Source organism: Collinsella sp. CLA-ER-H10 (genome assembly GCF_040092475.1).
In the GTDB taxonomy this organism is placed as follows: domain Bacteria; phylum Actinomycetota; class Coriobacteriia; order Coriobacteriales; family Coriobacteriaceae; genus Collinsella.
In genome coordinates, this window is sequence record NZ_JBBNLM010000004.1 from 55592 (window position 1) to 75144 (window position 19553).

At 60.6% G+C, this 19553-nt stretch carries 17 protein-coding genes; 15 read left to right on the forward strand and 2 right to left on the reverse strand.

The window, feature by feature from the left end; translation table 11 throughout:
* Positions 1-46 precede the first annotated feature (46 nt).
* The 15 genes from AAAX36_RS03180 to AAAX36_RS03250 all read left to right on the forward strand — a co-directional run bounded on the left by AAAX36_RS03180 (position 47) and on the right by AAAX36_RS03250 (position 15587).
* Positions 47-532 carry a YraN family protein gene (locus AAAX36_RS03180; protein ID WP_055285132.1) on the forward strand — a complete coding sequence of 162 codons (486 nt, stop codon included), beginning with the start codon at positions 47-49 and terminating at the stop codon, positions 530-532.
* Entirely contained in the window at positions 532-2055 is a 1524-nt protein-coding gene (locus AAAX36_RS03185; RefSeq protein ID WP_138374169.1) for a YifB family Mg chelatase-like AAA ATPase, read from the forward strand. Before AAAX36_RS03180 ends, AAAX36_RS03185 begins: the two co-directional genes overlap by 1 nt.
* Positions 2052-2987, forward strand: a complete 936-nt coding sequence (locus AAAX36_RS03190; protein ID WP_138374170.1) for a DNA-processing protein DprA — start codon at positions 2052-2054, stop codon at positions 2985-2987. Before AAAX36_RS03185 ends, AAAX36_RS03190 begins: the two co-directional genes overlap by 4 nt.
* A 14-nt stretch (positions 2988-3001) precedes the next feature.
* Positions 3002-4339 (forward strand): methylenetetrahydrofolate--tRNA-(uracil(54)-C(5))-methyltransferase (FADH(2)-oxidizing) TrmFO, encoded by a 1338-nt coding sequence (gene trmFO, locus AAAX36_RS03195; RefSeq protein ID WP_117745959.1) that lies wholly within the window; start codon positions 3002-3004, stop codon positions 4337-4339.
* An 8-nt stretch (positions 4340-4347) separates the two neighbouring features.
* Positions 4348-5256 carry a tyrosine recombinase XerC gene (locus tag AAAX36_RS03200; protein ID WP_349073997.1) on the forward strand — a complete coding sequence of 303 codons (909 nt, stop codon included), beginning with the start codon at positions 4348-4350 and terminating at the stop codon, positions 5254-5256.
* A gap of 219 nt (positions 5257-5475) precedes the next feature.
* The gene (gene rpsB, locus AAAX36_RS03205; RefSeq protein WP_006236109.1) at positions 5476-6204 is read left to right on the forward strand and encodes a 30S ribosomal protein S2; all 729 of its coding nucleotides are present in this window, start codon (positions 5476-5478) and stop codon (positions 6202-6204) included.
* A gap of 45 nt (positions 6205-6249) precedes the next feature.
* On the forward strand, positions 6250-7119 hold the full coding sequence (gene tsf, locus AAAX36_RS03210; protein ID WP_349073947.1) for a translation elongation factor Ts: 870 nt from the start codon (positions 6250-6252) through the stop codon (positions 7117-7119).
* Between the two features lie 117 nt (positions 7120-7236).
* Complete coding sequence (gene pyrH, locus AAAX36_RS03215) at positions 7237-7959, forward strand: UMP kinase (RefSeq protein ID WP_035138557.1); 723 nt, start codon at positions 7237-7239, stop codon at positions 7957-7959.
* A gap of 2 nt (positions 7960-7961) precedes the next feature.
* A complete protein-coding gene (gene frr, locus AAAX36_RS03220) occupies positions 7962-8498 on the forward strand; it encodes a ribosome recycling factor (RefSeq protein ID WP_006236112.1) in 537 nt (178 codons plus the stop codon).
* 1 nt (position 8499) lies between these two features.
* Positions 8500-9294 carry an isoprenyl transferase gene (locus AAAX36_RS03225; RefSeq protein WP_138374172.1) on the forward strand — a complete coding sequence of 265 codons (795 nt, stop codon included), beginning with the start codon at positions 8500-8502 and terminating at the stop codon, positions 9292-9294.
* Between the two features lie 2 nt (positions 9295-9296).
* The gene (locus AAAX36_RS03230; RefSeq protein WP_233504739.1) at positions 9297-10196 is read left to right on the forward strand and encodes a phosphatidate cytidylyltransferase; all 900 of its coding nucleotides are present in this window, start codon (positions 9297-9299) and stop codon (positions 10194-10196) included.
* On the forward strand, positions 10196-11383 hold the full coding sequence (dxr, locus tag AAAX36_RS03235; RefSeq protein ID WP_138374173.1) for a 1-deoxy-D-xylulose-5-phosphate reductoisomerase: 1188 nt from the start codon (positions 10196-10198) through the stop codon (positions 11381-11383). The genes AAAX36_RS03230 and dxr overlap by 1 nt, the downstream gene beginning before the upstream one ends.
* A 24-nt stretch (positions 11384-11407) precedes the next feature.
* Positions 11408-12769, forward strand: a complete 1362-nt coding sequence (locus AAAX36_RS03240; protein ID WP_138374174.1) for a M50 family metallopeptidase — start codon at positions 11408-11410, stop codon at positions 12767-12769.
* Positions 12770-12782: 13 nt separating this feature from the next.
* Positions 12783-13865, forward strand: a complete 1083-nt coding sequence (gene ispG / locus AAAX36_RS03245; RefSeq protein WP_349073949.1) for a flavodoxin-dependent (E)-4-hydroxy-3-methylbut-2-enyl-diphosphate synthase — start codon at positions 12783-12785, stop codon at positions 13863-13865.
* Positions 13866-15587 carry a proline--tRNA ligase gene (locus AAAX36_RS03250; protein ID WP_229025872.1) on the forward strand — a complete coding sequence of 574 codons (1722 nt, stop codon included), beginning with the start codon at positions 13866-13868 and terminating at the stop codon, positions 15585-15587.
* Positions 15588-15768: 181 nt separating this feature from the next.
* Here AAAX36_RS03250 and AAAX36_RS03255 read toward each other — a convergent pair whose 3' ends face one another.
* Both AAAX36_RS03255 and adhE read right to left on the reverse strand, forming a co-directional pair.
* On the reverse strand, positions 15769-16533 hold the full coding sequence (locus AAAX36_RS03255; protein ID WP_006236119.1) for an aminoglycoside phosphotransferase family protein: 765 nt from the start codon (positions 16531-16533) through the stop codon (positions 15769-15771).
* Positions 16534-16621: 88 nt separating this feature from the next.
* The gene (adhE, locus tag AAAX36_RS03260) at positions 16622-19270 is read right to left on the reverse strand and encodes a bifunctional acetaldehyde-CoA/alcohol dehydrogenase (protein ID WP_138112664.1); all 2649 of its coding nucleotides are present in this window, start codon (positions 19268-19270) and stop codon (positions 16622-16624) included.
* Between the last annotated feature and the right edge of the window lie 283 nt (positions 19271-19553).

Here is a 19553-nt window from a genome sequence, read left to right on the forward strand (position 1 = left end):
GTGCCCTCATCATCGGGGCAATGCAGTGTGCGGGAAAGGAGACCCCATGAGTGCCGCAAGCAAAAAGAGCAAGACGCAGCAGCTCAAGGAGCGTTGGGAAAACGGCGAGCTCGACTGCGGGGCGATGACGCCCGAGTTTATCAAGGGACTCAGTCCCCGTGAGCTGGGCATGCTGGGCGAGCTGATCACCATCGACTACTTTAACGAGCGCGGCTACACCTTGCTGGAGCAGGGTTATCGTTGCACCGAGGGCGAGGCCGATCTGGTGCTGCTCGATGAGCTTGACGATGTCGTGGTGATGGCCGAGGTCAAGACCAGGCGCGTCGCCCTGGATTGCACCACGCGGGTCTTTCCCGAGGAGGCCGTGGATGCCCAAAAGCAGCGTCGGTATCGCCGTATCGCAAGTTGCTATCTCATGGAGCACTATCCGCTCAAGGCGATCCGCTTCGATGCAGTGGGTGTCACCATTCGCGGCGGGCATATCGCCGAGATCGAGCATCAGTACAACGCGTTCGATTGGCAGGTGTCGTGATGGCGTTCGAGACGTTTGCCGTTCACGCGGCCTGCATCCGCGGCGTCGAGGCGATTCACGTCACGGTCGAGGTCTCGCTTGCCGGCGGCGTTCCGGGCATTCAGATGCTCGGCATCCCGAGTATGGAGGTGATGGAGTCACGCGGTCGTATTCGCTGCGCGATGCGCTCCGCCGGGTTCGAGATCCCGCGCTCGGGCATTACCGTTAACCTGGCACCCGGCGATATCCGCAAGACCGGTAGCGGCTTTGACCTGCCCATCGCCATCGCGGTTCTAGCGGCCGATGAGCAGATTCCCCGTGACAACCTCGATCGCTGCCTTATCGCAGGTGAGCTTGGTCTGGACGGTACGGTGCTTCCCGTCAAGGGCGAGGTGGCGTTTCAGCTATTGGCTCGCGACATGGGGCTGTCTTTTATCGCCGGCAGGTCCGACCAGCATGTGCCACTCGCGGGCGTAGATTGCGGCTTTATCGACCATCTGTCTCAGCTTGCTCACGGCATGGGCGATGCCGCACGGCACTACTTGGATTCCGAGGGTGTCGAGGCGACCTTTGAGCCCGAGCTCGACTATGCAGACGTGCTGGGGCAGGAAGTCGCTAAACGCGGCATGGCGCTTGCGGCGGCAGGAGAACTCGGCTTGCTCATGATCGGGTCTCCGGGATCGGGCAAGACGATGCTCGCACGCCGTATGACCGGCATCCTGCCCGAGCTTTCCGTTGAGGATCAGCAGGAGGCACTGTGCATCCATTCGGTTTTGGGTGAGAACATTGATGGCTTGTTGGCGGGGCACCGCCCCTTCCGCAGTCCCCACCACAGTATTTCGACCGCAGGCCTTATCGGCGGCGGGCGCCCGGTGCACCCGGGTGAGATCAGCCTTGCTCATGGCGGCGTGCTCTTTTTGGACGAGCTTGCCGAGTTTCCCACTGGCGTGCTGCAGACGCTGCGTCAGCCCATCGAGCGCGGCTACGTGAGGATCGTACGCGTCGACGGGGCTTTTACCTTCCCGTCGCGCTTTCAGCTGCTGGCTGCGAGCAATCCCTGCCCCTGCGGCTTTTTGGGCGATCGCGAGGTACCGTGTCGCTGCTCGGCGGCGATGGTCGAGCGCTATCGGTCTAAACTGCGCGGTCCCTTGGCCGACCGTATCGACATGATGATCGATGTGACCCGTCCCGACCCTCAAGTGATTATCGAGGGTGCGGAGGGTATGTCGTCGGCCGAGTTACGTGACTACGTTGTGCGCGGTCGTGCCTTTCGCGCCTGGCGCGAGTTCCGTATGGACGATGCGGATGCCGAGGCCGAGGATGACGAGACGCGGTCTATTGACGGCGTCGTTTCGACCTTCGAGCTCGATGATGCTGCCGAGAAATGCGTACTTGGCCTATCCAAACGCACGCATCTCACGGGCCGCGGCATCGTACGCCTGGTGCGTATCGCGCGTACAATCGCTGACGTCGCCGAGAGCGAGCAAGTGACGCAGGACCACGTGCTCGAGGCGGCGATGTACCAGGGAAGGAGGGACCAATGATAGCTGAGGGGACCTTCGAGCTGCATCCAGGTGATGCGTTGTATCCCGAGAGCGTTTTGGAGCTATCTGATGTACCCCAGACGCTCTATGTGCGCGGCAACCCCGAGGTGCTTTCGACGCCCGCGCTCTCCATCATCGGTGCGCGAAAGGCCTCGCCGTATGGTCTTGCCGTGGCAGAGCTTGCGGCGAAGGTGGCGGTTGAGGCGGGAGTGACGGTAGTTTCGGGCGGTGCGGTCGGTTGTGACCAGGCCTCGGGTTGGGCTGCGGTCAACGCCGGCGGCAAACACGTCGTGGTGCTGGGGACGGGCGCCGACGTGGTCTACCCGCGTTCGAGCGCGGGGCTTATTACGCGCACGCTCGATACGGGCGGCGCGGTCGTGTCGATCTCTCCGTGGGGCATGGGTCCGCGCAAGTTTGCCTTTCCGCGTCGCAATCGCGTGATCGCGGCCCTGTCGCAAGCCCTCTTTGTATCCGAGGCGGGTATGCCTTCCGGGACGTTTTCTACAGCCGAGGCTACTATGGATTTGGGGCGCGAACTTCTTGCCGTGCCGGGGTCGATCCTATCGCCCGAGTCGCGTGGCACGAATTACCTCATTGCGAACGGTGCCTGCTGCATTGTCGACGAGGAGTCCATCGAGATGGCTATCTCTCGCATATACGGCACCCTGCGCTACTCGCGCCCCGATGCTCCCGGCATTGCCGACCTGAATCCAACACAGCAGACCGTGATGCATGCGCTCATCGCCTCTCCGCTCAAGGTCGACGACATCGCGGCGCTCGTCTCACTCGATGCTGTCGGCGTACTCAAACTCTTGGGTTCGCTTGAACTCGAGGGCCTTATCGAGCGCATGATGGATGGAAGGTATGCGCCCTCCAAGTTTGCCCTTCACGCCCAGACGCCCTTCGGTCACAATGGAAAACGTGTCAATTAGAAAGGTGTTTGCAGATGCAGTTCGATCAGGTGACGGTTATCGGTGGCGGTCTGGCGGGTTCGGAATGCGCGATCCAGCTGGCAGACCGCGGGTTTGCCGTAAAGCTGTGCGAGATGCGCCCCCAGGTGAGCTCCCCGGCTCACCATACCGATCACCTGGCAGAGCTCGTCTGCTCCAATTCGTTTAAGTCGACCCGTCCGGATTCCGCGGCTGGTTTGCTGAAGGCCGAGCTTGAGCGCATGGGTTCAGTCCTGCTCGACTGCGCCCATCGCGCTGCTGTTCCCGCTGGTGGCGCCCTGGCGGTCGACCGTGTTACATTCTCCGAGCTCGTCGAGGCTGAGGTTGCCGCCCGCCCCAATATCGAGGTCGTTCACGGCGAGGTCACCCAGATCCCCGAGGGCCACGTGGTCATTGCCGCGGGCCCGCTGTGTTCACCGGCGCTGAGCGAAGAGGTCATGAAGCTCGTCGGTGGCGACGCCCTTGCGTTCTTCGATGCCGCGGCGCCGATCGTCGATGCCTCCACGCTCGATATGGACGTGCTGTTTTCGCAGTCGCGCTACGAGGAGCAGGGGAGCGGCGACTATCTCAACGCTCCGCTCAACAAGGAGGAGTACGAGGCCTTTATCGAGGCGCTCACCACGGCCGACCGCGTGGTGCTCAAGGACTTTGAGGGCGGCGATCTGTTCCAGGCCTGCCAGCCTGCCGAGGAGGTTGCGCGCACCGGCAAGGACGCCATTCGCTTTGGCGCCATGAAGCCCGTCGGCCTCACCGACCCGCGTACCGGACGTCGCCCTTGGGCGGCGATTCAGCTGCGTGCCGAGAACAAGGAGAAGACCGCCTATAACCTGGTGGGCTTCCAGACCAACCTGACCTTTGGCGAGCAGAAGCGCGTCTTCCATATGGTGCCGGGCCTGGAGAACGCTGAGTTCTTCCGCTACGGTGTCATGCACCGCAATACCTTTGTCGACGCCCCGCACGTGCTCGATGGCACCTTTGCCGTGCCCGGTACCGGCGTGCGCCTGGCCGGTCAGATCACCGGCACCGAGGGGTACATGGAAGCCGTGGCGACCGGTCTGCTCGCGGCGCTCAACACCTATGCAGAGGCTATCGGCGCCGATTCCGTCGAGTTGCCCCGCGTGGGCGCCCTGGGCGCGCTCGTGGGCTATGCGACCGATCCTGCCACCGTGGGCTACCAGCCCATGCATGTCAACTTTGGCCTGGTGCCGCCGCTCGAGGACGGTAAGCGTCGCAGCAAGCGCGACCGCTACCAGGCCTATGCGGACCGTGCGCTTGAGGCCCTTGATGCCTATCTGGCCACTCGCCCCGATCTGTTTGGAGGCGACCGGTCATAGCCTTTGACCTGTACGATGCCGTCGACTCGTTTATCGCCTATATCGCACGTGTCGAGGGACTTTCTCCCAACACGGTGACGGCCTATGGCTCGAGGCTGGAGCGCTTTGCTTCCTGGTGCGAGCGCGAGGATATCGATGCTTTCGCTGCCGACGTGCGCACCATTCGTCGCTATCTTGCCGAGCTTTCGCGTGAACAGGTGGCTCCCCGAACGCTTGCGGCGCATCTGTCTGCCATTCGCTCGCTCTATCGGTGGATGACTGCCGAGGGGATTATCGAGGGTGATGCGGTCTCGGCGATCGCATCGCCCAAGCTGCCGCGCGACCTGCCGGGCGTCCTTACGACCCAGCAGGTCGAGGCGCTGCTCAAGACGCCTGATACCTCGACGCCCGCGGGACTGCGCGATGCGGCGATGCTCGAGCTGCTCTATGCCTCGGGTGCTCGTATCTCTGAGCTCGCAGCACTCAATGTGGAGTCCATCGCTTGGTCCGAATGCACGCTGCGCCTGTGGGGCAAGGGGGGCAAGGAACGTATCGTCCCTCTGTATCGTCGTGCGCTCGAAGTGACGCGTCTCTATATTGAGGAGGGGAGGCCGGAGTTGCTCGCTCAGGCAAAGCGCCGTGACCTCGCTACCGGGCCGCATCCGCTGCTTGTATCGGCGCGCGGCAACCGCATGAGCGCCGCCATGCTCCGGCGGCGGTTCCATACGCTGGCGACGCTCGCCGGCATTCCGGCCGACATCGCCCCGCATGCGATGCGCCATACCTTTGCGACCGACTTGCTCGAGGGCGGTGCGGACCTGCGCTCGGTTCAAGAGCTGCTGGGTCATGCGAGCCTGTCCACGACGCAGATCTACACGCATCTCACACCCGATCGGCTTAAGCGGGCTGTGGCTCAAGCCCATCCCCGCGGCGAATAGTGGCTGGGACGTCCCGCGCCGCACTCAGGTGTGTGGTTTTGATTGCGGGTTGGCAGGAGGAAGCATTCCTGCTATCATTCATCGGGTTGCTTCACGGCAACATGTTTTTATCACGCACGCGCGGCTACTTCATACCGTGGTGCCCGGGCTTTGGTAGCACATGTCCGGGTTGGTTTTGGAGGATGACCCCGCGCGGAGGCAAACCACAGGAGGTTTAACATGGCTACCAAGATTAATATCCGCACCCTGCTCGAGGCCGGCTGCCACTTCGGTCACCAGACCCGTCGCTGGAACCCCAAGATGAAGCCGTTCATCTTCGGTGAGCGCAACGGCATCTACATCCTCGACCTCAAGCAGACCATCCTCGACGCCGACCAGGCCTACACCTTCGTCAAGAACGTCGCCAAGGGTGGCAACGTGCTGTTCGTCGGCACCAAGAAGCAGGCTCAGGAGGCCGTCAAGAACGCTGCTGAGCGCGCCAACATGCCTTACATCAACCAGCGTTGGCTCGGCGGTATGCTGACCAACTTCGTCACCATCCGCTCCCGCATCAACCGCATGGAGGAGCTCGAGGCCATGGTCGAGGACGGCCGCATGGCTGTTCTGCCCAAGAAGGAGCAGGCTGTGCTCGGCAAGGAGCTCACCAAGCTCCAGACCAACCTCGGCGGCGCCCGCGACATGAAGGGTCTGCCCCAGGCTCTCTTCGTCATCGACACCAAGCGCGAGGAGAACGCCATCAAGGAGGCTCAGCGCCTGAACATCCCCGTCGTCGCTCTGATCGACACCAACTCCGATCCCGACGAGGTCGAGTACGGCATCCCCTGCAACGATGACGCTATCTCCGCTGTCACCCTTATGTGCGAGCTCATGGCTGACGCCTGCCTCGCTGGCTCCGGCAAGGAGCAGGTCTCCGAGGCCGAGATGGCCGCTGAGCCCAAGGCCGAGTAAATCAGTCTTAGTTAATTCTTTTTCATCTCTTTGAAAGGAACCACAATGGCCCAGATTACCGCCGCTATGGTCAAGCAGCTCCGCGAGATGACCGACTCCCCGATGATGGAGTGCAAGAAGGCTCTCGTCGAGGCTGACGGCGACATGGACGCCGCTGTCGACGTTCTGCGTAAGAACGGCCTTGCCAAGGCTGCCAAGAAGGCTGGCCGTGAGACCAACGAGGGCGCTGTCGCCGCGTTCGTCTCCGAGGATGGCAAGACCGGCGCTCTGCTCGAGCTCTCCTGCGAGACCGACTTCGTTGGCTCTAACGCCAAGTTCACCGGCTTTGCTTCCAAGGTCGCTGAGGTTGTCGCTACCACCGAGCCTGCTGACGTCGACGCTCTGCTCGAGAAGCCGATGGGCGAGGAGACCGTTTCCTCCGAGCTCACCGAGATGATTCACATCATGGGCGAGAACATGAAGATCTCCCGCTTCGCTGCCCGCAAGGCTGAGAACGGAGCGCTCGCTTCTTACATCCACATGGGTGGTAAGATCGGCGTCCTCGTCGAGTTCGCCTTCGAGAAGGCTGAGACCGCTCAGGCTGAATCCTTCATGACCTTCGCTCACGACGTTGCCCTTCAGGTTGCCGCCGTCGCCCCGATCTGCGCTACCCGCGATCAGGTTCCGGCCGAGACCGTCGAGCACGAGAAGCAGATCTACATGGCTCAGGCTGCCGAGTCCGGTAAGCCCGAGGCTATCCAGGAGAAGATGGCTGTCGGCCGTCTGGAGAAGTTCTACAAGCAGTCCGTGCTCACCGAGCAGGAGTTCATCAAGGACAGCTCCCTCACCATCAAGAAGTACGCTGAGCAGGTCTCCAAGGAGCTCGGCGACACCATTACCGTCGTTGCCTTTGACCGTCTGGTCCGTGGCGAGTAAATAAGCTCTTGTAGCTGGTAATGAGCAGGCTGTGGGTTTTACTCACAGCCTGCTTTTTCATGGCTCTTATCAGAGCCTTTGATATCATATTGAGAGTCTAATTAAAGGAGGATCGCTTTGTCCGACATCCGATATAAACGCGTGCTTCTTAAGCTTTCCGGCGAAGCACTGATGGGCGACGGCCAATATGGCATCGACCCCAAGGTTACCGACCATCTTGCCAAGCAGGTCAAGGAGCTGCTCGCCGTTGGCCATGAGGTCGGCGTCGTTGTCGGCGGCGGCAATATTTTCCGCGGCATGGCAGGCGCTGCCGGTGGCATGGAGCGTGCTCAGGCCGATTATATGGGCATGCTCGCGACCGTTATGAACGCGCTCGCCCTGCAGGATGCCTTCGAGCACAACGATGTTCCCTGCCGCGTGATGAGCGCTATCCAGATGAACGAGATCTGCGAGCCCTATATTCGCCGTCGCGCCATCAACCACCTTTCCAAGGGCAACGTCGTTATCTTTGCCGCCGGTTCGGGCAATCCGTACTTTACGACCGACACCGCCGCGGCTCTTCGTGCGTGCGAGATCGGCGCCGAGATTCTGATTAAAGCCACCAAGGTCGACGGCATCTATGACAAGGACCCCGTCAAGTGTGCCGACGCCGTCCGCTTTGACAAGATCACCTATCACGAGGTTCTCGTCCGCGGTCTGCAGGTTATGGATTCCACGGCTACGGCACTGTGCCAGGATAACCGTATGCCGATTTTGGTCCTCAACATCGATGGCGAGGACACCGTCAAGCGCGCGCTTTCGGGTGAGCCCGTCGGCACGCTCGTCTATCAGGAGGATTAAGCATGGCAGAGAACATCACCGCCCATATGGACAAGTCGCTCGAGTCCCTCAAGCATAACTTCTCCAAGGTCCGTACCGGCCGCGCCAATGCCAACATTCTGTCCGACATCACCGTCGATTATTACGGTGTTCCCACGCCGGTCACGCAGGTTGCCGCCGTCAAGACCCCCGAGGCCCACATGCTGCTCATCGAGCCGTGGGACAAGGCGCTCATCAATGCTATCGTCAAGGCCATCGGCGCTTCCGATCTGGGCATTACCCCCAACTCCGATGGCACCGTCGTTCGTCTGCCGTTCCCGGCTCCCACCGAGGAGCGTCGTCGCGAGCTCGTCAAGGAGTGCCGCGAGTACGCCGAGCAGGCCAAGGTGTCTATCCGTAACATCCGTCGCGACTTCAACAACAAGCTCGAGCGCGATGAGGAGCTCACCGAGGACGATGTCCGTCGCGAGCAGGCCAAGGTCCAGAAGCACACCGATGAGTATGTCGCCAAGGTCGAGGAGCTTCTGAAGGAAAAAGAAGCCGAGGTCATGGAGATCTAAGGTGCAATACGACGAGCATAAACTGGTCGAGTACTTTGCCGACGCCCCCGCGGGCGTCGGTTTTTCCGACCTTGACCTCAATAACATTCCGCACCATATCTCGTGCATCATGGACGGCAACGGTCGTTGGGCCACATCGCGCGGTCTTGCACGCACCGAGGGCCACAAGGCGGGTATCGTCTCCCTTCGCGAGATTATTACCGCCTGCGTGCGTCTGGGCGTCGACGTGCTTTCGGCCTATGCGTTTTCTACCGAAAACTGGAACCGCCCGCAGCATGAGGTCAACGTCTTGATGCACCTGTTTGCCAAGACGTTTATCGACGAGCTGCCGCTTCTGAAGCGCGAAAACGTGCGCGTTATCTTTTTGGGTGACATTTCCGCGCTGCCCAAGAAGACCCGCGACGTTTTTGAACGCGGTCTTGCCGAGTGCGCCAATCACACCGGCATGACGCTGGCGCTTGCCGTCAACTACGGCGCGCGTGCCGAGATTACCCGCGCTGTCCGTCAGATCGCACTCGACGCTGCCGCCGGTAAGATCGATCCTGGCGCAATTGATGACGACATGGTGGCTTCCCACCTCTATACCGCCGGCCTACCCGATCCTGAGCTTGTGATTCGCACCTCTGGTGAGCTTCGCCTTTCGAACTACCTGCTGTGGCAGGTGGCTTATTCAGAGTTCTACGTCACCGATACCTATTGGCCCGACTTTGATCGTTGGGGCCTTGTCGACGCCATTTTGGCCTATCAGGGCCGTGACCGTAGGTTTGGTGGACTGAGCAAGACCGAGGAGGCTTAATCGTGTCTGATCGTCCCAAGGCATCTGCTCCCAAGACGCCTGCGCGCAAAGCTGCCACTGCGGGAGCGCCTGCAGCGAAGAGCGGCACCGGTTCGTGGCTGGCGGGCTTTATTACCCGTGCCGCTGCCGGTATCGTCTACGCCGTTGTCTTTATCCTGTGCTTGGTTTTGGGTATTGTGCCCACGGCCATCTTTGTTTCTGTCATGAGCGGTCTGTGCTGCTATGAGTTTTTCCGTATGACGAGGCTCGATGGCAAGATGGCTAACGAGCGCATGGGTATCGCTGCCGCCGTACTCTTTCCGCTGTCGGCGTTGGGCGATTCAATGTTGCTGAATGCCCTGCTTTTTGCCCTGATGCTCGCTGTGGGCATTTGGTATGTCTGGTCACCGCGTACCCGCATCTCTGATGTGGCCGTGACGCTCATGGGTCCCATCTACACTGGCTTTATGCTGTCGGCTATCGTGCTGCTGCGCGATGCCGTGCCCGGTTTTGCCGGCGCCCTGCTTTCGGTGGGCGTTTGTGCGTCCCTTTGGGTCTCCGATTCGTTTGCCTACATCGTGGGCAGCCGTATCGGTAAACACAAGATGGTTCCCAAGATTTCTCCCAAAAAGAGCTGGGAGGGGTTTGTCGGCGGCATCCTGGGCTCGGTTTTGATTTGGCTCATCCTGTGGGCGACGCATTTCTACAAGCTCAGCCTGCCCTATGCGCTGCTGTGCGGCGTGGTCGTGTCCATTTTGGGCGTTATCGGCGACCTTATCGAGTCTCGCATCAAGCGCGGTGTGGGCGTTAAGGATTCCGGTAACCTTATCCCGGGCCACGGCGGCATGCTCGATCGTAGCGATTCGCTTATCTTCGGCTGCATCACAGCGCAGCTGATGCTGATGATCGGAGGCGTGCTGTAATGTCATTCCAGACGACGTATGGCTCCGATGGACGTCTCCGTGTTGCCATCCTGGGCTGTACGGGCTCTATCGGCACTCAGGCGCTCGATGTGTGCCGTCAGCATGCCGATCGCCTGCAGGTGACGGCGCTATCCGTTAACTCCAGTACCTCCGAGCTCGTTGCCGCTGCCCGCGAGTTCTCGGTTCCGGCGGTTGCCGTGGCCGATGTCGCTCATGGCGATGACGCCGTGCTGCAGGAGTTGCCCGAGGGAACGAAGCTCGGCGTTGGCGCGCAGGCGGTTTGCGAGCTCGCGCGTCGCGACGATGTCGACTGCGTGCTCGTCGCTATTGTGGGTGCCGCCGGTCTCGAGGCGAGCCATGCGGCCTTGACCTCGAATAAGCGTCTTGCCCTTGCCAACAAGGAGTCCCTCGTCGTCGGTGGCGACTTGCTTATGCCGTTGGCGCAACCGGGCCAGCTTATTCCAGTCGACTCTGAGCACTCCGCCATCTACCAGTGCTATCTGGGGGAGAGCCCGCGCGAGGCTCATTGTATTTGGCTCACCTGCTCGGGCGGTCCGTTCTTTGGCCGCACGCGCGACGAGCTAGATCGCGTGACGCGTGCCGATGCCCTCGCACATCCCACGTGGGCCATGGGTGCTAAGATCACCATCGACTCCGCCACCCTCATGAATAAGGGCCTGGAGCGCATTGAGGCCATGCATCTGTTTAACTGCGACCTCGATTTCATTAACGTGGTCGTGCAGCGTCAGTCCAAGATTCACTCTATGGTCGAGTTTGCCGACGGCTCCGTGATGGCGCATCTCGGTGCTTCCGACATGCGTATTCCCATCCAGTTCGCGTTCTCGTATCCCGAGCGTTGGGATACCCCGGCGCCTCGTATCGATTTCCGCGAGCTGGGGCAGCTCACGTTTGATGCTGCCGACATGAATACCTTCCGCTGCCTGGCGCTGGCCGAGCGTGCCGGCAAGACGGGCGGCACCATGCCGTGCGTGCTTAATGCGGCCAACGAGGTCGCTGTCGATGCGTTCTTACACGACGGCTGTAGCTTTACCGATATCGACCGCGTTGTGGAATCCTGCATGGATGCGCATGACACACAGGCGGTTACCTCGTTTGAGCAGCTTCGCGACATCGATGCCTGGGCGCGCGAAAAGGCCGCTCTGGTGCTCGCCGCAACCCATTCCTAACCATAAGGATTTCTTTTTCGATTTATGGATACTGTTCTGAGCGTTCTCTCATCGGTCTTTTGGGGCCTTCTGATGCTTTCCGTCCTCGTGTTTTTGCACGAGGGCGGCCACTTTTTGGCGGCGCGTGCCTGCGGCGTCCGTGTGACCGAGTTCTATTTGGGCCTGCCGTGCCGTTTTGACATCCATCACACGTCGCGTCGCATCGGAACCAAGTTTGGCGTGACGCCGCTGCTGCTGGGCGGCTATGCTGCCATCTGCGGCATGGATCCCACGGACGTCTCGTGTGCCGATTGCGTGCTTGCGGCAATCTATCGTCACGGTCGCGTGACCGTGGCCGACCTTGCCGCCGAGCTCGAACTGCCCGAGGAGGACGTACTCGAGGCCTGTGCCTTGCTGCTGGGGTGGGGTTCCATCGCTCCCTGGTACGAGGAGGGGGAGAAACCCTCGCCGAGTTATTACCCCACCAAGTACCAGACGCTGCCGCGCGATGCTGCAGGATATACCACCTTTGACGGTCGCAAGTTCGATCGAGAGCATGCGACTGCCGAGGGCGATGTATGGGAACTGCCGTGCGGCGAGGCTGAATTCCTCGCACGCGAGCGCTCGCACACCTATTTGGGCCAAGGCTTTCTCAAGCGAGCCTTTATGTTGCTCGCGGGCATTGTCGTCAATATCCTGACGGGCTTTTTGCTCCTTATGAGCATCTATTCCATCGCAGGTGTCGCGGTGCCGTTGGATACCAATGTGATCGGTCAGGTTGACGAAGGCTCGATTGCCGCCGCGGCGGGAATCGAGGGCGGTGACGCGATCCTTTCGGTCGACGGAGTATCGTGCTCTACCTGGATAGACGTTTACGACGCCATCGGCAAGGCTGCCGGTAAGGACGATATCGCCATCGAGTACGAGCGTGATGGCAAGCAGCATTCGACCACGGTTGCACTCAAAGAGGACGAGCGCCTAGGTGTGTACGCCTCTACGCAGGTGGTCCGTTTGGACCCCATCACGTCGGCTCGCCTGTCGTTCTCCTATGTCGTGCAGACAGCGGAGGGCGTGATGCGCCTGCTCCAGCCGCAGCACACGATGGAGATTCTCGACCAGTCCTCTTCGATCGTGGGTATTAGCGTTATGTCCTCACAGGCTGCTGCTGCCGGTCCTGCCACGTTCCTCTCGTTTGCCGCCCTCATTTCGTTCTCGCTTGGCTTTATGAACCTGCTGCCCATCCCACCGCTCGATGGCGGCAAGCTGGTCATCGAGATCATTCAAAAGATTGCGGGCCGCGAGCTTCCGCTCAAGGTCCAGACGATTGTGAGCTATGTGGGCATCGCGCTCTTTGCGCTGTTGTTTGTCTATATGCTTCGTTCCGACGTCCTTCGATTTATTTTGTAGGGGAGTGTTTGGATTGTCTTTATCCCATCCTTTGCCTCGCGAGCTGACGCGCCCCGTGCATGTGGGCGGCGTGCAGATCGGTGGCGGCGCGCCGGTGGTGGTCCAATCCATGACCTGCACCGATACCGCTGATGCCCAGGCAACGCTTGCGCAAGTGCGCGCGTTGGCGCAGGCTGGCTGCGATATCGTGCGCGTGAGCGTGCCCACCGAGGCCGCGCTTGAGGGTTTCCGCACCATCTGTGCCGAGTCTCCGGTGCCGATTGTCGCCGACATCCACTTTAACCATAAGCTCGCCATTGGTGCCGTCGAGGCCGGTGCTGCCAAGCTGCGCATCAACCCCGGCAATATCGGCGATTGGGCCAAGGTTGACGCGGTGATCGATGCTGCGGGTGCCGCGGGCTGCGCAATTCGTATCGGCGTCAATGCCGGTTCGCTTGAGCAGGATATCGCCGAGCGCGAAGACCTCACGCAGCCCGAAAAGCTCGTGATGTCGAGCGAGCGTTTCGTCAAGCATTTTGAAGACCGCGGCTTTACGAACATTGTGCTTTCAGCCAAGGCCCACAGCGTGCAAACGACGCTCGATACCTATCGAGCCCTGTCGCGTGAGATTCCCCACGTTCCGCTTCACCTGGGCGTAACCGAGGCAGGTACCAAGCTGCAGGGCACCATCAAGAGCTCGGTGGGCCTTGGTATCCTGCTGTCTGAGGGTATCGGTGACACCATGCGCGTCTCGCTCACGGCCGATCCGGTCGAGGAGCCGCCGGTCGCCTGGGGCATTTTGCAGTCTCTGGGCCTGCGTCGCCGTGGACCCGAGATTGTCTCGTGCCCCACGTGCGCCCGCTGCCAGGTTAACCTGATTGCAATCGCCGAGGAAGTAACCGAGCGGCTTAAGAACTATGCCGCGCCGCTTTCGATTGCCGTCATGGGGTGTGCCGTTAATGGCCCCGGTGAGGCTTCTGATGCCGACCTGGGCGTTGCTTGCGGACGTGGTCAGGCTCTGCTCTTTTCGCATGGCCAGATCATTGGTAAAGTAGCTGAGGACCAAATTGTCGACGCGCTTATGGCCGAGGTCGACAAGCTTATTGAGGAGAAATAAATGACCCGAGCAATGTATATGTCTAAGCTCTATGCGCCGACGCTCAAAGAGGATCCGGCCGACGCCGAGCTTGCAAGCCATCGTCTGCTGCTTCGTGCCGGTATGATCCGCAAGGAGGCCGCCGGTCTGTATTCCTATCTGCCGCTCGCTTGGCGCTCGATTCGTAAGATCGAGAACATCGTGCGCGACGAGATGGACGCCGCCGGCGCCCAGGAGCTCATGATGCCCATTATGGTCGATGCCGAGCTGTGGCGTGAGTCCGGCCGCATCGATGCCTATGGCAAGGAGCTCGTGCGCTTTGACGACCGTCATGGTCGCGAGTTTGTGCTGGGCCCCACGCACGAGGAGACCGTCACGGCCCTGGTGCGCAACGAGCTGCGCTCCTATAAGCAGCTGCCCGTCAACCTGTACCACATTCAGGACAAGTTCCGTGATGAGTTCCGTCCCCGCTTTGGCCTGATGCGCGGCCGTGAGTTCATCATGAAGGACGCCTACAGCTTCTCTGCCACGCAGGAGAGTCTGCAGGAGGAGTACGACAAGATGAAGCAGGCCTACGCCAACATCTGCGAGCGCTGCTACATCAAGGCTCTGCCCGTCGTCGCCGATTCTGGCGAGATCGGTGGCGATACCTCCGTCGAGTACATGGCTTTGGCTGACGCCGGCGAGGCTTCGCTCGTCTACTGCGACGATTGCGGCTTCGCTGCCGATGACGAGGCTGCAAGCACCAAGGTCGTCGTGACCGAGGGTCCTGGTGACGGTACGCTCACCAAGGTTGAGACTCCGGGCATGGGCACCATTGAGGCTGTTGCTAAGTTCTTTGGGTTCCCCGAGAACGGCACGCGCAAGTCGCTGGCACTCATCGACGCCGAGGGCAAGCCGGTCGTGGCCATTGTTCCGGGCGATCACGAGCTCAACGATTGCAAGGCCGAGCACGTCTTTGGCAAGGGCTATCGCATGATGACCGACGAGGAGCTTCAGGCGAACGGTCTGCACAAGGGCTTTATCGGACCGGTTAACCTGCCCGATGGCATTCGTCTGGTGTGCGATGAGAGCCTGCGCGAGTCCAAGCAGTGGGCCTGCGGTGCCAACGAGGTCGATTATCACTTTACCGGTGCCTGCCCCGAGCGCGACTTTACCGTCGACGAGTGGGCCGATCTGGTCACCGTCGTCGCAGGCGATCCCTGCCCGCACTGCGGCAAGCCGCTCTCTGCTGCTCGCGGCATCGAGGTTTCCCAGGTCTTCCAGCTGGGCACCAAGTACTCCGAGGCCATGGGTGCTACCTTTATGGACGAGGACGGCAAGGAGAAGCCGCTTATCATGGGTTGCTACGGCGTGGGCGTGTCTCGCTCGCTCGCTGCCGTCGTGGAGCAGCACAACGACGAGCATGGCATCGTCTGGCCGGTCTCCGTTGCCCCGTACGAGGTTGCGGTGATTCCGCTCGACCCCAAGAAGGAGGAGTGCGCTACCGTTTGCGAACAGATCGTTGATGGCCTGTGCGCCGAGGGTATCGAGGTTGTCGTCGACGATCGCGATGAGCGTCCCGGCTTTAAGTTTGCCGACAATGACCTTATGGGCTTCCCGTATCAGGTGGTGCTCGGCAAGCGTGGCCTTAAGAACGGCACCGTTGAGCTCAAGGACCGTGCCACGGGCGAGCGCGAGGACGTGGCGATCGACGAGGTCGTCGCCAAGGTCGCCGAGCTTGTGAAGGCTGCCCGCCGTTAATCGGCGATTTCGCTTGTAGTTCGATATACGGGACGGCCCCGCATTTCTCCAGATAGGGGAGATGCGGGGCCGTCCTTTTATCTTGTCGGCGCGCTCAATCGCTAAAAGGAAAAACCCCACAGCCCATGCGAGCTGCGGGGTTTTCCTTTGTGCCTCCGATGCGAAATGAATCGCTCAGATATTACTGATAATCGACGACGTCGATCCAGTTCTTAAGGAACTCATCGTTCACGTTGCGCTTACGAGCGAGCTCGGAAGCGGCAACGATGCTCGTCCACTGACGCACGACCTGCATGGGCATGTCGGCGCGGTCGCAGTAGAGCTCCAGGTAGGCCTCGGCCTGATCCTTGCTGTTGAGGGCAAAGAGCAGGTAGGTGGTGGCAACGTCGGCAGCAGGGGAGCCCTGGGTGGCGTGTGCCCAGTCGCAGACGTACAGCTGACCGTCGTCGCCGACGATGACGTTGGAGGGGTTGAAGTCGCCGTGGCAAACCTTGAACTCCTTGGTCATACCGTCCAGACGCTCCTGAAGGTTGTAGCGCGTGGTGGCATTGAGCTGATCAAGGCTGTCGATCATGCGGGCGAACTTGTCGCGCTGACGGTTGAGCAGCGGGGAGGTGTAGCCGTGGATCTCGATCTGGAGGTCGACGAACATCTCGAGGTACTCACCGAAGCGCTGGGGCTCGGCAGTCATCTTCTCGGCAAGGGTAGTGCCCGGAACCTTCTCGGTCACGAGCGCCCAGCCGTTGGCGTTCTCGAGCTGGGAAACCTCGAGAGCCTTGGGGCTGCGGATGCCGCACTCATTGATGCGGGCAAGATTCAAAGCCTCGTTGAACACGTCGGAGACGGGCTTGGTCTCGTTAAAGACCTTGACGATCTTGTCGCCCAGGTCGTAAACGACCTTGTTGCCACGGCGGACGAGCTCGGTCTTGGAATCGGGTAGCAGCATGGTTGCATCCTTTCAACGATGCGATAGAAGCGACGGCGGGGGTGTGTGAAACACCCGTGCACCCCCGCCGTTAAAAACCGTGCTAGAACTAGCAGACGGCGTAATCCTGAGGCTCTCGGCCGTAGTAGGCGTCCAGGTAGAGCTCCTTGATCTCGCTCATGAGCGGGTAGCGCGGGTTAGCGCCGGTGCACTGGTCGTTGAATGCCTGCTCGGTCATCTCGTCGAGGGTGTCGAGGAAGTACTTCTCGTCAACGCCGTACTCAGCGATGGTGTGCTTGACACCGATGAAGTCGCAGAGCTCGGTGAGCTTGGTGATGAAGTTCTCGAAGACCTCACGGTCGTCCTTGCCGTCGATGCCGCAGTAACGAGCCATCTCGGCGTAGTTGTGCAGCGCGTTGGGGTAAGGATACTGAGAGAAGGTTCCCATCTTGACAGGAGCCTCGGCGGCGTTGTAACGCATGACGCGGGTCAGGATGACGGCGTTTGCGAGGCCGTGGGGCAGATGGTGGAAAGCGCCGAGCTTGTGGGCCATGGAGTGGTTGAGGCCCAGGAAGGCGTTACCGAATGCCATACCGGCCATGCAGGATGCGTTGTGCATCTCCTCGCGAGCGTGCGGATCCTTGGCACCGTTGGTGAAGGAGCTCGGGAGGTTCTCGAAGACGAGCTTTGCGGCGCGCTCGGAGAGGCCCTTGGTGTAATCGGAAGCCATGATGGAGACGTAGGACTCGATGGCGTGGGTCATGACGTCAATACCGGAAGCTGCGGTGAGGCCCTTCGGGGCGGTCATGCAGTTGTCGGCGTCGACGATAGCCATGTTGGGGAGCAGCGCGTAGTCGGCGAGCGGCCACTTGATGCCGGTCTCCTTGTCGGTGATGATGGCGAACGGCGTGCACTCGGAGCCAGTGCCCGAAGAGGTCGGGACGGCGACGAAGTAAGCCTTCTTGCCCATCTCGGGGAAGGTGAAGATACGCTTGCGGATGTCCATGAAGTCCATGGCCATGTCCTCGAAGTTCGCCTCGGGGTGCTCGTACATCATCCACATGATCTTGCCGGCGTCCATTGCGGAACCGCCGCCGACGGCGATGATGACATCCGGCTCGAAGAGCGTCATCTGCTTGGCGCCGCGACGTGCGCACTGCAGGGAGGGATCGGGCTCAACGTCGTAGAAGCAGTCGTGAGCGATGCCCATCTCATCGAGCTTGGCCTCGATGGCACGCGTGTTGCCATTCTTGAAGAGGAACTGGTCGGTAACGATGAAGGCGCGCTTCTTGCCCATTACGGTGCCGAGCTCGTCGAGTGCGACGGGCGTGCAGCCCTTCTTGAAGTAGACCTTCTCGGGTGCGCGGAACCACAGCATGTTCTCGCGGCGCTCTGCCACGGTCTTGACGTTGATCAAGTGCTTCACCCCAACGTTCTCGGAGACGGAGTTGCCACCCCAGGAGCCGCAGCCCAGGGTTAGAGACGGCTTCATGCCGAAGTTGTAGAGGTCACCGATGCCGCCGTGCGAGGACGGGGTGTTGATGACGATGCGGCAGGCCTTCATGACGTGCTGGAACTTAGCGATCTTCTCGCTCTGTGCCGGGTGCACGTAGAGAGAGGCGGTGTGGCCCGGGCCACCTGCGAGGACGAGGTGCTCTGCCTTGTCAACGGCCTCCTGGAAGTCCTTGGCGTGATACATAGCGAGGACCGGCGAGAGCTTCTCGTGGGAGAACTCTTCCTTCTCGGGATCGGTGGAGGTGACCTCGGCGATCAGGATCTTGGTCTTGGCGGGAACCTCGATGCCGGCGAGCTCGGCGATCTTGGCGGCAGCCATGCCGGGGATGCGGTGATCGAGTGCGCCGTTCTTGAACATGGCGGCACGCAGGGCGTCCATCTCGGCACCCTGCTTGACGAAGTAGCAGCCGCGACGCTGGAACTCAGCCTTGACATCCTTGTAGATGGAGTCGAGGACGGTGACGGACTGCTCGGAAGCGCAGATCATGCCGTTGTCGAACGTCTTGGAGTGGATGATGGAGTTGACGGCGAGCTTGATGTCCGCGGTATCGTCGATGATGACCGGGGTGTTGCCGGCGCCGACGCCGAGTGCGGGCTTACCGGAGGAGTAAGCAGCCTTGACCATGCCCGGGCCACCGGTTGCGAGAATGATGTCGACGTCGCGCATGACCATGTTGGTCAGCTCGATGGACGGCTTGTCGACCCAGCCGATGATGCCCTCAGGAGCACCGGCCTTGACAGCTGCGTCGAGAACGAGCTTGGCGGCGGCGATGGTGCACTTGGCGGCTGCCGGGTGCGGGGAGATGATGATGGCGTTACGGGTCTTCAGGCAGATGAGCGTCTTGAAGATGGCCGTGGAGGTCGGGTTGGTGGTCGGGATGACAGCGCCAACGATACCGATCGGCTCGGCGACCTTGGTGATGCCGTAAGCGTCGTCGCGCTCGATGACACCGCAGGTCTTGGTGTTCTTGTAAGCGTTGTAGATGTACTCAGCGGCGTAGTGGTTCTTGATGACCTTGTCCTCGAGAACGCCACGGCCTGTCTCCTCGATGGCGAGCTTGGCCAAAGGAATACGAGCCTTGTTGGCGGCCATAGCAGCCTCGTAGAAGATCTTGTCTACCTGCTCCTGAGTGTACTCAGCGAATTTAGCCTGGGCCTCACGCATAGATTTGAGTTTGGCCTCAAGCGCCTCCACGTTGTCCACGATGGCGGGAGTAGTGTTTTCCGGTGACTTTTTCACCATTTGTGTCTCCTTGCGATCGGAGATTTACCCTACGCCTTGCATGATAGCAAGAAATAATTCGGTAAACGGTCAGATTCCCGTAAAAGGCATAGTAAAACGCTTCAATCAAATGAACCGTTTCAACTAAATTATGCTACTTAGCGTAGGAAAGATCGGATGCTTTGCGCCTTGTAGGTGCCCTGAAGCCGTATTGGCCAGCATTTGGTTCCAGAGGGTTTTTGGCTTAAAGGCGTCGGGTTATCGAGAACGACTTTTGCATATTCATATGTTAGTAGTTGTCGTC